This is a genomic window from Herbinix luporum (genome assembly GCF_900070325.1).
In the GTDB taxonomy this organism is placed as follows: Bacteria; Bacillota; Clostridia; order Lachnospirales; family Lachnospiraceae; genus Mobilitalea; species Mobilitalea luporum.
In genome coordinates, this window is the sequence record NZ_LN879430.1 from 2199407 (window position 1) to 2211874 (window position 12468).

The following is a 12468-nucleotide window of genomic DNA, read 5'->3' on the forward strand; positions in this document are numbered from 1 at the left end:
CTTATATAACAATATCCCATTCAATTAATCAGCAGAAACATATTTTCCGTTTTTAATAACAACAGCTAAAGGCTCCTTGTTAACCTCACCGGAGGATGTCCAAGTCATACCTGAACCGGTAAGTCCGTCTACTGTAATCTTTGTCATAGCTTCCTTAAGACCATCGCAAATATCTGATACACTCATATCAGGTGTAACACCGCTTTCTTCAATGGCAGCTTTAATTATATAGATAGCATCATATGCATCTGCACCAAATTGATTTGGAACAACACCATCATTAGCTTCTTTAAATTTTTTAACAAACTCTTGTGTTCTCTCATCATCAGCATCAGCTGCAAAAGGTGTTAAGAGCATTACTCCTTCAGCCAGTGATTTATCAAAGTTTTCAACACCAAGAATTCCATCTAGGCCGTCACATCCAAAGAAAATAGGTTTATAGTCCATAGCTGCTGCTTGAGTTAAAACTAAAGTAGCTTCCTCATAATAAATCGGTAAGAATATAAGCTCTGCTCCACCGGATTTAGCTTTCTGTAATTGTACATTAAAATCAGATTTATTATCACTTGTAAATGCTTCTGTAGCCACAATTTCCAAATTTTGTTTTTTAGCTTCCTCAGCAAATTTCTCATAGATACCTGTTGAATATACGTCTGAGCTATTATAGATAACAGCCACCTTAGAAGCCAGGTTATTATCAGCTATATACTTAGCAGATGCCATTCCTTGGTTAGGGTCTGTAAAGCAAACTTGGAATGCATTATCATATTGAACTACTTCCGGGGCAGATGCTGAAGGGGTCAGCATAAACATATTATCAGCATAAGCCTCTTCTTTTACTGCATTACTGGGATTGGATGTTACAGTACCCATAAGAATCTGCATACCCCAGTCTTTTAATGTATTGTATGCATTAACGGACTTTTCAGGATCATGTACATCATCCTCAAATCTAAACTCAATCATAGCACCGTTAATTCCACCTGCTTCATTAATTTCCTTAACAGCAATTTCTGCAGACTTCATAACATGTTGACCATAGACTGCAGCATCCCCTGTAATAGGTCCAATTCCTCCTATATAGAACTTTTTAGCATCGGTTTGATCATCGGTCTGCTGGCCTTGATCCTTGCCATCTAAAGTTTCATCTTTTGTCCCACAAGCTGCTAAGCTTACCATCATAATACATAGGGTCAAAAACAGACCTATTATTCTCTTTTTCATAATATAAAATCCCTCCCATTAATCATTAGGCTTTTCCGATACGTCGCTTTAACGTATTAATTCGTTGCCATGCAAATTGTATAAATAAGACGTTCTCCATGGCAAAACAAAATAAAAATCTGTTATGCCTTTTGAACGTCAATATTCTTAGCCTCTATAATAACCTTGAATAAATATTTTGTCAATAAATATTTTGTCGAAATCATTTAATATATAAATAGTTACAATTCTCCACCACATTTATCACAAAATTCCAGTCCCTCTAAGGTAATACCGCCGCAATCAGGACAAATAATTTTTGCCGGTAGAATCTCTATCTCTACCACTTCATATTCTTCCTTATCCTTTGTTTGATTCTCATTTGTCTGAGGCAGATTTTCAGAATCAATCTCTCCTTCATCGTAACCTGCCCCATGTTCCGGATAATTTACTTTTATATTTAATTTTTTACTTCGCAAAAATCTATCCCACTTAAACATATGCTATCCTTTCAATTTATGGCTTACATAGATAATCATCTTAACATTCAGCACGATATTTATTCATTAAAGCCTTAAAGATTTCACCGTTGGTAGGTGGAGTATATGTAATAGCATTAGCTCCCGCCTCTATGGTTTCTATTATCGATTCCGGTGTCGGTCCTCCTGTGGCAATTATGGGAACTTCAGGAAAATCATTTCTAATCCTTCTAACAATTTCCGGAGTCCTTGAAGCTGCTGATACATTTAATATAGATACTCCGCTATCTAGCCTGCTTTTTATATCAGTTTTTTCTGATACTACTGTAATGATAATAGGAATATCAATATATTCTTTCAATAATACAATTGTTTCATTAGGAGTTGGTGCATTTAAGACTACACCTGCTGCCCCCTGAAATTCTGCATGTTCCGCCAGGTTTACAACCCTGTTTCCTGTGGTTGTTCCACCGCCTACACCACAAAATACCGGTACATCAGAACAGGTTATGATTGAATGGGATATAATTGGTTGAGGTGTAAAAGGATATACTGCAATAACTGCATTGGCATTGCAATTACGTATAATTGCCACATCTGTGGTAAATACAATAGAGCGAATCAACTTACCAAAAATTCTTATTCCGCTGGCGGCATCTATTTCCTGTGGAACCCTTATCATATGTCTTCTTAAGATTCCGTTGATTTCCGGGGTCAGCCTATCTACCATACTATTCCTCCATTTCAGTATTATATTGTACTTTTGACTTATTTTATAGCCATAGCTTAATTGCCTGAAGCTATGGCTTTTTGCTTAGAGACGCCTCTCATCTCTATAACAGGTACACCTTTTCCTTGAATATAATCTTTAGTTATAATAACACGTCCTATGTTATCATCTTTAGGTATCTCATACATTATATCTAACATTACTTCCTCTAGTATAGCCCGTAGGGCCCTGGCACCGGTCTTTTTTTCCAAAGCCCTTTCTGCTATGGCCTCTAAGGCCTCTTCATCAAAGATTAAATCAACTTCATCCATAGCAAGAAGGCTTTTGTATTGCTTTAGTATTGCATTTTTGGGTTCTTGAAGAACCTTTATCATCATTTCCTTAGTAAGTCCTTCTAAAGTAAATAATATGGGCAGCCTACCTAGAAACTCCGGTACCATGCCATATTCTCTTAAATCATCTAAGGTGACCTTCTGCAGGAGATTTTTATCATTATCATACTTGTCCTTTAAGTCTGCCATAAAGCCCATGGAGCTTTGCTTATTAAGCCTTGCTTTAATGATTTTATCAAGGTCAGGAAAGGCCCCGCCACAGATAAATAGTATATTCTCTGTATTTATTGTCTTAAGAGGCACCATGGCATTTTTTGAAGTTGCTCCTACAGGTACTTCTACATCACTACCCTCTAAAAGCTTAAGCAAACCTTGCTGTACGGATTCACCGCTGACATCACGGCTGTTTGTATTTCGTTTTTTAGCTATTTTATCTATCTCGTCAATAAATATAATTCCCCGCTCCGCCTTCTTTACATCATTACCGGCTGCCTGCAAAAGCTTTGAAATTACACTCTCTACATCATCACCGATATACCCTGCTTCCGTTAAAGTTGTGGCATCAGTTATAGCCAAAGGAACATCTAGAAGTTTTGCCAAGGTTTTAACCAGATAGGTTTTGCCGCAACCGGTAGGTCCAATCATTAACATATTAGACTTTTCTATTTCCACATCCTCTGGGGCATGGGAGCTAATTCTTTTATAATGATTATATACGGCTACTGATATTACTTTTTTGGCATGGTCTTGGCCTATGATATATTCATCCAATTTAGCCTTTATTATATGGGGTGAAGGAATTTTCTTACGGTCAAATTCTACCTTTTCTTTCTTTGACTTACCATCCTCCTGTGCCTTTTTTGTCTTTATACTACTACTTATATCGGTCATGCCGAACATCCCCGGGGGAATACCAATCATATTTATATAAGGATTATCTGGGTTATTGATTAAGTCAAAGGTTCTTTGCATACAATCTGCACAGATATAGATATGGTTGGGAATTTGCATCAGTTTACCGGCAAGACTTTCAGGTCGTTTACAAAGATAACAAATCTCCTCTGTATAATCCTTCTTATCATCAGAATCCTCTATATTTAATTTTTCATTAATATCATCTTTATTACTCATCCTCATGTCCTTCCTATGTTTATTCCTAATCCATAGTTAAATCAATTTTTATGTACAATATTATAACCCATTGTGTAAAATCAGACAACACAGAATTGCAAGATAAAAAAGAGGAATTCCATATACAAAGCCCTTTTTATTAAAACTAATTTGTATATGGAATCCTGATTTCTTTATTTAGTCATTTATTTATTTTTTTACTCTGTTCTTTTTCCCAGGGTTGCTTTAACCGTCTCTTCCTTATATCCCTCACCTATATGGCGCATATATTCTATCTCTATCTCTGTACCTACCCGAATGCTTGAGATTAACTCACTAAGCTGGGAACCGGATGTAATCTCTATATCATTTACTTTTCTGATAACATCCCCTTCCTTCAATCCTGCTTTTTCAGCTGCACTGTTTTCTACTACGGTTGTTATATACACTCCTATAGGTATACCAAATCGCTCAGACACATCCTCTGTAACGTCCGTTACTGAAACACCAAGGAATCCCTGTTCTTCCGGCTTAAGAACCTCACGGGTCATTAACTCATTAATAATCGGTATTGCTCTTGATATAGGGATGGCATAGCCCATTCCTTCAACCTTATAATCAGCGAATTTAACTGTATTAATCCCTATTACCTCGCCCTTAATATTTAGCAAGGCTCCACCGCTATTACCGGGGTTAATGGCGGCATCTGTTTGAAGAAGTATCATTGTATTATAGCTATAATTATCAGATACTTCGATTTTTCTGTCTTTGGCACTGACATATCCTACAGTAAGGGATTGCCCATATCCCATTGCATTACCAATTGCTATGGTCATCTCTCCTACCTTAATATCATCGGAGTTACCTAGTTTAGCAATCTTAATTTTCTCAAGGGTACTTTTACTAAGCTTATCTAAGTCAACAGTAATTACTGCAAGATCTGCCTTGGAATCTGTTCCCTTTATTACTGCCTCTGCCTGAGTTTCATCAATAAATGTAACTGTTATTTTATCTGTTCCGTCAACCACATGGTTATTTGTTGCAATTAAAAGTTCCTTTTCGTCTTTACCGACAATTATTCCTGAGCCGCTGCCCTCATTGGGAATTTCATATCCAAACCAACTGTCAGTAGTTGTAGAAATACTGGTAATAGCTACTATAGATGGCATAGTATTTTCAGCCACTTTCATAACAGCAGATTCCGGAACAGTACTTACGGTTCCATTGTCAGTACTAGATACTTTTAATTTATTCCCAACCTGGCTATCTTCATCTACGGAACCAAGTATAAAGCTTTCTTTGTTTTGAAATGCAGCCGGATTAATTTTATAATAAAGAAATTGGACACCGGCAAAAGTTACTCCTGCTAAAATACCAAATAGCAAAGCCTTAGCTGCAAAGGTTAAAACTTTATTTCCTTTCTTTTTCTTCTGGGGTTTATTTTCCGGTTGGGGTATATGCTGATAATAACTATATCCATTATCTCCCGATACCTTCTCAGCCCAAAAACTATACTCCGGTGGATTATATCCCTGGGTTTCTTGATTATGGTTATGGTCAGGGTTGTCATAATTGGAATTTAAACTAGAATTATTATGGCTATAACTTTCATCGGAATTTCCGGAAATTTCATTTATATTATTTTGATTTAAATCATCCATAAAATATGCTCCTTTCCTTTAGCTTTATTATAAGTCTATCAATACTTTGTGTAAAGAATGTGAAGAAACCAAATTTATATTGTTGAAAATATAATAATCATGTATTATATTAATTAAGCCAATTATAAGTTAAAATAAACTTATTTTATAGCCTAAGGAGGGAGGGTTATAACATGATTAAGGACAATCAAAAAACACTTAATCGTCTTCATATATTTATGGATGCTGCAATCATTGTAGTTTCCTATTTAATTGCATATTATTTAAGATTTTATAGCTTCCTTACTAAAATGAATATCTTTAGTGTTGAAAGTGGGACATTCTATCCTTTAAATATATATGCCAAAAGTCTATATTTTATTGTTCCATTGTATCTTATTATATATAACCAAGCTAAACTATATACTCCAAAGAGGGGTAAAAAAAGATGGGCTGAATTTTTCCCCATAGCATATTCAAACTTTTTTGGTTTAGCCTTCTATTTCTTCTATTTGTATATGCTGGAAGAAACCCATATATCTAGGTACTTTCTGGGTATGTTTTCTGTAATTAATGTTATTATATGCACAGCTGCCCGAATGACTGTGGCCAATATTTTAAGAACTGCCCGGAAAAAGGGCTATAACTTAAAGCATGTTATCTTAGTTGGCTATAGCCGTGCTGCAGAAGCTTATATTGACCGTATATTTGCCAACCCACAATGGGGATACTATATACATGGTATCTTAGATGACTCCATGGAGATTGATACTAGATACAAAAAAGTACCGGTAATAGGAAAACTAGATCAACTAGAGGAATATCTTACTAAAATGTCACTGGACGAAATAGCCATCACCTTAAGTATAAAAGAATATGAGCTTTTAGAAAAAGTCGTGGCAACCTGTGAAAAATCCGGTGTTCATACTAAGTTTGTACCTGATTACTATAGCTTTTTTCCCACAAAGCCCTATACAGAAGATTTATATGGACTTCCGGTTATTAATATAAGGAATGTACCTCTTAGTAACACCTTTAACTGGATAACCAAAAGAATTGTGGATATTATAGGTTCTTTAACGGGAATAATAGTATTTTCAGTTCCCATGCTGATTGTGGCTCTATTAATTAAATTAACCTCAAAAGGCCCTATAATATTCTCCCAAGTCAGGGTGGGAAAAAACAACAAAACCTTTAAAATGTACAAATTTAGATCTATGAAAGTCCAGACTGAAGAAGATGAGGCAAAAGGCTGGACAACTGCAGGGGACCCCAGAGTAACCGGAATCGGAAAATTTATAAGGCGGACAAGCATAGACGAGCTGCCACAACTTTTTAATATATTAAAAGGTGATATGAGCTTAGTTGGCCCCAGACCTGAACGGCCACAATTTGTTGAGCAATTTAAAGAAGTAATACCAAGATATATGATAAAACATCAAGTTCCTCCGGGACTTACCGGCTGGGCACAAATTAACGGTTACAGAGGAGATACCTCAATTACAAAACGGATAGAACATGATTTATACTATATTGAAAACTGGAGCTTAGGCTTTGATATTAAAATAATGTTTTTAACAATATTTAAAGGTTTTATCAATAAAAATGCTTACTAGTTACCATTAAAAAGGCATGAAAGGTTGGTTTGCTTATTTTATGACAGCAAAGATGGACAAAAAAAAGAAATGGCTTACCAGGCTTCTTATTATAGAAGCAATTGTCTTACTAATAACAGTAGTATTGGTTTGGGGATATAATAAGCTTCATAAGACAATTAACAAGATACCTAGAGATACCAGTCAGGATGAAGAAATAATATATAATGAGGAAATTCAGCTAGATGGATATAATAACTTCCTTATATTCGGCCTAGATACCAGGGATAATTCCTTACAAAGGGGTAATTCCGACACTATTATTCTTGTAAGCATTAATAAAAGAAACAATCTGGTTAAAATGGTTTCTATTTACCGGGATACCTATGCTTATATTCCTGACAAGGGCTATAATAAAATCAATGCAGCCTATGCCAATGGAGGTTATGGTTTAGCTATCAATACTATTAACATGAACTTTGACTTAAATATTACAAAATACGTTACCGTTAATTTTCAGGCAGTGGTAGAAGCAATTGATTATCTAGGTGGAATCACCCTAGATATAGATGAAACAGAACTAAAATATCTGAACGGATACGTAAGGGAGCTAAATCGAATCAATAATACAAATGTCCCCCAATTAGAAGCTGCCGGCAAACAAAATGTAAACGGTACTCAGGCAACCGCCTATGCCAGAATCCGATATACAAGGGGTGGAGATTTTAAACGAACCGAACGGCAAAGAATTGTACTTCAGGAGATGTTAAAAAAGGCTAAAAAATTAAGCTTACCCAAATTATATAATATGGTAGAAAAATTTATGCCAATGATTTATACCAATTTGAGCAATAAGGATATTATGAATCTTATGAAATCCTTTCTCTCTTATGATATTGCAGACCAGACCGGATTTCCTTTTGAAAAAGATGCCCATGAATACCGAGGTGTATCTTATGTTTTTCCTATAAACCTTGAGGAAAATGTAATAAGACTCCATCAGTTCCTCTTTGAAGATGAAAACTACACCCCTTCCGACCAGGTACAGGAATATTCAGCTTATATTGAAGATATTCGCAAAAGATAAATCATTAAAAGGGCTAACACACAAGTAAGAAGTGCGTAGCCCCATTTTTAATTATCTTATTTATATTTTATGATTTGATTAAGTCAACAATTCTCTTAGTAGCCTTCCCATCAAGATTAGGGAAGTTTTCTTTATTAAACTTTCTTATTCTTTCTATAGAATAGCCCTTTTTATTTATGATATCTATAAGCTCTTCACAACTTTTAGCTACAGGTCCCGGCACATAGCTAATATAATCCTCATAAAAACCACGACCCTTATTTGAAAATTCCTCCAAATCATAGGCAAAGAAAATCATAGGTTTCTCGGTAATACAATACTCAAATATTATTGAAGAATAATCCGATATTAGTATATCAGAAGCCATTATAAGGGATGATAAATCTTTCTCCCGTGAAAGATTACATATCTTTTTAATATCCTTAGCATCTGCTAACCTTGCTACAAAAGGATGTAGCCGAAGTCCTAGGATATAATCTTTGGGCAGCAGCCTTGATAATTTCTCTACTTGATTTATTATGGTCTCAGATCCTAAATTCTCATCCCTAAAAGTCGGGGCATATAAGATTAACTTCTTATCCCTAGACAGCTTATATTTCTTATAAATAACTTCCTTATCAATATTTATACCTTCCTTGTCACTCTTCCATAAGCGATAGAGAATATCATCGGTTTTAGGAAGACCGGTGGCATAGACTTTATCTATGCTAATTCCAAAAACCTTGGCATAAAGTTTTGCTGTACTTGTATTATTTACTATCAAATGAGTAATATTTCTATTGGCCTTTTTTTCCAACTCTTTAAGCTTACCGGTATTAACGTCCTGACCAAATTTTTTTATTGTTCCTGTACCATGCCATAGCTGAACAACTTTTACATTCTTTTTAACCTTAATATATGCCATAGGTAAAAATACATTATCAAGCAATATTATATTTGATTTGGCCAGCAGATAAGGTTTAATTAAGAAAAAGGATAATAGATTTCTTACATTTTTAAACCCCCTTACAGATCCTACTTCTGTCTTGGTAATATAAGAAAATTTATACCCCGGTTCAGTCTTCTTTAACCGGCTTATAACTAGGCTGACATTACTGCTTTCTCCGTCATCATGGGTCATGACACAAAAAAATCTTTTATTACCTGCCAAATTATTCACTGTAAAAAGTCTGCATATGTAATAAACAAATGCAAATATACGATATCCTATTTCCTTAACCATAATCCACTATCCTTTATACTCAGCTTTCTAATTATGATACGGTACGATTTTTGTTAATAGTTCTATAACCTTACCGGATGCATTTCCATCATCTGCATGGTTATATTTTTTACTAAAAGCTTTATATTTTTCATTATATAGATTAAAATCGTATTCCTTAATGGCCTCAAGTAAGGTAGGCATTGTCTCTACCACCGGTCCCGGAGCCTCATTAATCAAATCAAAATAAAATCCCCTCAAAGTGTTCTTATATTCATTAAGATCATAACAGTAAAACAAGATTGGTCTTTTTAGTATGCTATAATCAAACATAACCGAAGAATAATCAGTTATCAGCATATCTGAAACCAGATATAGAAGGGAAATGTCATAGCTCATATCATAGGTATAAATAAAACCCTGATAGGGTGACCAATCAATCTGATCCATAACCAAGTAATGATACTTGACAATCATTACAGTATCATCCTTCAACTGCTTCATAAGCAAGGAAAAATCTATCCTGGGGTTAAATTTATACCTTCCGTTCCCATGGAATTCATTATCCCTCCAGGTAGGAGCATAGAGAATTATTTTTTTGTCTAAGGGAAGTCCTAATTCTTTTTTTATTTTTTCTATATCTTCTTTATTGTTTTTATGAAAAAGAATATCATTTCTGGGATAACCAATTTCAAGAATTTCTTTTGTAAATCCAAATGCTCTTCTAAAAATCTCAGTGGAGTATGAATTTTGTGAAATTAGATAATCCCAAGTTTGAGCATTATTATAAAAATTCCTTTTATAATCAGAAATATCTTTCTCTCCGGCCATAAAAACCGCCTCTAAATCAAGAGCCAGCTTCTTTAAAGGGGTACCATGCCAAGTCTGTATATAAGTACAGCCTTTTCGCTTAATTATATACATAGGGAATCTAGAATCACTTATCCATACCCCTGCCTTGGCAAAATAATAAAAATACCGGAACCGGTTTCTTTTAATTTTCTTAGCCGATCCCGGTATTTTAGTCTGCATATCTTCCAATATAAAATAACAGCGGTACTTTTTATCCAGTCCCCGGGCAACCATTTCCTCATAAATCGCCTTGGGGTTTCCTGTATAATTTCTGCCTAAATTACTTTCAAAAAGTATAATTTTCTTATTTATAGGCAAAATTTTTGTTAATATCTTATAGCAGGCTAATACCATCTGTTTTAGAAAACCCATACCAAATACCGTACCTTTCATCACAATTTGGTAATTCTTTTATTACATTTTTTTGTTGTTAAGATCTTCTTTTATCTTTGTTGTTGATATGCCTTCTGTTCTGGGAAGATAAATTACCTCGCAATAATCTTTTAGGAAATCAAATTTACCCTTCCAATCATCCCCCATTACAAAAATATCTACATCATTATCTATTACATCCTGTATTTTCTGCTCCCAGTTATATTCCGGCAGTACCTCATCCACATAACGAATAGACTCGAGAATTACCTTACGATCCTCATAACTATGATAAGCCTTCTTGTTCTTTATGGCATTAAATTCGTCTGTTGATAAGACAACAATAAGATAATCCCCCAGCTCTTTTGCTCTTCTTAATAAATTAATATGGCCTACATGTAAAAGATCATAGGTTCCGTAAGTAATAACCTTCTTCATTGCTCTTTCATTCTCTCCTGTAAAGAGAATTTCCCTCCTTCTTTTTCATTATGGTTTTTTGTGCAGTTGCACAACTGCCCTAATCTATTTTTCTTCTTCCGTTTCATTCTTTGTAACTATCTTATCTTTATCCTCTGCTGCTGTATCAGTTTTAGCTTCAGTATTTGTAGCATTCTCCTCTGTGGCAGGCTTCTTCTTTTTCTTTTTCTTCTTTTTGGGTTTACTAGAAGCCTTTTCTGCCCCTATAAACTTTTGGGAAGTTGTAAAATAAAATGCCGTAATATATAGAAAACTCATGGTAATCCATTGTAAAATGTTTAATAACCAAAGAAAAACATTAGCAAAGGAGTACCATGAGTTATATATGAATAATAACACAGAAACAAGAAAAAACAAACACCTAAATGAAAGAGAAAGATACGCCATAGAGTTGTACCTAAAAGAAAAGTATACAGTAACGGAAATAGCAAAGAGGTTGGGCAGGCACAGAAGGACAATAGAAAGAGAAATAACCCGTGGGACAATATATTTACAAAATAGTGATTTAACATACAGAAAAGAGTATTGTGCAGATGTAGCCCAAAGGAGATATGTAGAGAACGGGAAGAATAAAGGTCCACGGTTAAAGATAGGAAATGACCATGAATTAGTGAGGTATATAGAATCAAAGATAATAAATGAAAAATATTCTCCTGATGCTGTTATTGGACAAATAAAAGCAAAGGGACTGAAGTTTAAAACGAGTATCTGCACGAAAACACTATATAACTACATTGATAGAGGGGATGTATTTTTAAGACTAACGAATAAATATTTGCCAGTGAAAAAGGATGGTAAAAAACGCATATATCAAAGGGTTAAGAAGATAGCACTGAAAAATCTTAAGGGAAGCAGCATAGAGGAAAGGCCGAAAGAAGTTAACGATAGGAAGGAATATGGACACTGGGAGATGGACTGTGTAGTAGGCAGAAAAAATAGCGCAGCAGTATTACTGGTATTAAGTGAACGAAAGACGAGAGAAGAAATAATTCTTAAACTACCAGACAAAACGCAGGAATCAGTAATCAAAGCAATAGATGAATTAGAAAGGAAGTATAGAAGGAAATTTAGGGAGAAGTTTAAAACGATAACAGTAGATAACGGGACAGAGTTTTTGGACTATAGAGGGATAGAGAAATCAAAAACAGAGCCAGGCAAGGACAGGACGAAAGTGTATTATGCTCATCCTTATAGTTCTTGGGAAAGAGGAACGAACGAAAATATTAATAAACTGATAAGAAGATTTATACCAAAAGGAACAGATATATCAAAAGTAAGTAAAGCAAAAATAAAAAGTATAGAGAGATGGATTAATGAATATCCAAGAAGAATGTTTGGTTATAGGTCAGCCATAGAAATGGCGGTATGATGTATAGAATTTATTCCAGTA

The 12468-nt window shown here is 34.7% G+C and carries 12 protein-coding genes; 3 read left to right on the forward strand and 9 right to left on the reverse strand.

What is annotated here, in order from left to right:
• Positions 1-24: 24 nt before the first annotated feature.
• The 5 genes from SD1D_RS10135 to SD1D_RS10155 all read right to left on the reverse strand — a co-directional run bounded on the left by SD1D_RS10135 (position 25) and on the right by SD1D_RS10155 (position 5515).
• Entirely contained in the window at positions 25-1224 is a 1200-nt protein-coding gene (locus tag SD1D_RS10135) for an ABC transporter substrate-binding protein (protein WP_058258807.1), read from the reverse strand.
• Positions 1225-1445: 221 nt separating this feature from the next.
• The gene (locus SD1D_RS10140) at positions 1446-1703 is read right to left on the reverse strand and encodes a hypothetical protein (RefSeq protein WP_058258808.1); all 258 of its coding nucleotides are present in this window, start codon (positions 1701-1703) and stop codon (positions 1446-1448) included.
• Positions 1704-1743: 40 nt separating this feature from the next.
• Positions 1744-2412: a beta/alpha barrel domain-containing protein gene (locus tag SD1D_RS10145; protein ID WP_058258809.1), complete on the reverse strand. Its 669-nt coding sequence runs from the start codon at positions 2410-2412 to the stop codon at positions 1744-1746.
• A gap of 56 nt (positions 2413-2468) precedes the next feature.
• Complete coding sequence (gene clpX / locus SD1D_RS10150) at positions 2469-3875, reverse strand: ATP-dependent Clp protease ATP-binding subunit ClpX (protein WP_058258810.1); 1407 nt, start codon at positions 3873-3875, stop codon at positions 2469-2471.
• Positions 3876-4072: 197 nt separating this feature from the next.
• Entirely contained in the window at positions 4073-5515 is a 1443-nt protein-coding gene (locus tag SD1D_RS10155) for a S1C family serine protease (RefSeq protein ID WP_058258811.1), read from the reverse strand.
• A 173-nt stretch (positions 5516-5688) separates the two neighbouring features.
• Between SD1D_RS10155 and SD1D_RS10160 the strand changes: the two genes are divergently transcribed.
• Entirely contained in the window at positions 5689-7110 is a 1422-nt protein-coding gene (locus tag SD1D_RS10160) for an undecaprenyl-phosphate glucose phosphotransferase (RefSeq protein WP_058258812.1), read from the forward strand.
• A 16-nt stretch (positions 7111-7126) separates the two neighbouring features.
• Positions 7127-8176: an LCP family protein gene (locus tag SD1D_RS10165; RefSeq protein ID WP_058258813.1), complete on the forward strand. Its 1050-nt coding sequence runs from the start codon at positions 7127-7129 to the stop codon at positions 8174-8176.
• A gap of 67 nt (positions 8177-8243) precedes the next feature.
• Here the strand turns inward: SD1D_RS10165 and SD1D_RS10170 are convergent, their stop codons facing one another.
• The 4 genes from SD1D_RS10170 to SD1D_RS10185 all read right to left on the reverse strand — a co-directional run bounded on the left by SD1D_RS10170 (position 8244) and on the right by SD1D_RS10185 (position 11336).
• Complete coding sequence (locus SD1D_RS10170) at positions 8244-9398, reverse strand: CDP-glycerol glycerophosphotransferase family protein (protein ID WP_058258814.1); 1155 nt, start codon at positions 9396-9398, stop codon at positions 8244-8246.
• A 27-nt stretch (positions 9399-9425) separates the two neighbouring features.
• Positions 9426-10622, reverse strand: a complete 1197-nt coding sequence (locus SD1D_RS10175) for a CDP-glycerol glycerophosphotransferase family protein (RefSeq protein WP_242955279.1) — start codon at positions 10620-10622, stop codon at positions 9426-9428.
• Between the two features lie 21 nt (positions 10623-10643).
• The gene (tagD, locus tag SD1D_RS10180) at positions 10644-11039 is read right to left on the reverse strand and encodes a glycerol-3-phosphate cytidylyltransferase (protein ID WP_058258815.1); all 396 of its coding nucleotides are present in this window, start codon (positions 11037-11039) and stop codon (positions 10644-10646) included.
• A gap of 84 nt (positions 11040-11123) precedes the next feature.
• Positions 11124-11336 (reverse strand): hypothetical protein, encoded by a 213-nt coding sequence (locus SD1D_RS10185; RefSeq protein WP_058258816.1) that lies wholly within the window; start codon positions 11334-11336, stop codon positions 11124-11126.
• Here SD1D_RS10185 and SD1D_RS10190 point away from each other — a divergent pair.
• Positions 11335-12447 (forward strand): IS30-like element ISCth2 family transposase, encoded by a 1113-nt coding sequence (locus SD1D_RS10190; protein ID WP_011837761.1) that lies wholly within the window; start codon positions 11335-11337, stop codon positions 12445-12447. The genes SD1D_RS10185 and SD1D_RS10190 overlap by 2 nt on opposite strands.
• Positions 12448-12468: the final 21 nt, after the last annotated feature.

What these genes read in the sequence shown, in the direction of transcription:
- SD1D_RS10155 (WP_058258811.1), bottom strand. Translation starts at nt 5,515, where the DNA reads ATGGATGATTTAAATCAAAATAATATAAATGAAATTTCCGGAAATTCC.
- SD1D_RS10140 (WP_058258808.1), bottom strand. Translation starts at nt 1,703, where the DNA reads ATGTTTAAGTGGGATAGATTTTTGCGAAGTAAAAAATTAAATATAAAA.
- SD1D_RS10145 (WP_058258809.1), bottom strand. Translation starts at nt 2,412, where the DNA reads ATGGTAGATAGGCTGACCCCGGAAATCAACGGAATCTTAAGAAGACAT.
- SD1D_RS10135 (WP_058258807.1), bottom strand. Translation starts at nt 1,224, where the DNA reads ATGAAAAAGAGAATAATAGGTCTGTTTTTGACCCTATGTATTATGATG.
- SD1D_RS10175 (WP_242955279.1), bottom strand. Translation starts at nt 10,622, where the DNA reads ATGAAAGGTACGGTATTTGGTATGGGTTTTCTAAAACAGATGGTATTA.
- SD1D_RS10190 (WP_011837761.1), top strand. Translation starts at nt 11,335, where the DNA reads ATGGTAATCCATTGTAAAATGTTTAATAACCAAAGAAAAACATTAGCA.
- clpX (WP_058258810.1), bottom strand. Translation starts at nt 3,875, where the DNA reads ATGAGTAATAAAGATGATATTAATGAAAAATTAAATATAGAGGATTCT.
- SD1D_RS10185 (WP_058258816.1), bottom strand. Translation starts at nt 11,336, where the DNA reads ATGAGTTTTCTATATATTACGGCATTTTATTTTACAACTTCCCAAAAG.
- tagD (WP_058258815.1), bottom strand. Translation starts at nt 11,039, where the DNA reads ATGAAGAAGGTTATTACTTACGGAACCTATGATCTTTTACATGTAGGC.
- SD1D_RS10160 (WP_058258812.1), top strand. Translation starts at nt 5,689, where the DNA reads ATGATTAAGGACAATCAAAAAACACTTAATCGTCTTCATATATTTATG.
- SD1D_RS10165 (WP_058258813.1), top strand. Translation starts at nt 7,127, where the DNA reads ATGAAAGGTTGGTTTGCTTATTTTATGACAGCAAAGATGGACAAAAAA.
- SD1D_RS10170 (WP_058258814.1), bottom strand. Translation starts at nt 9,398, where the DNA reads ATGGTTAAGGAAATAGGATATCGTATATTTGCATTTGTTTATTACATA.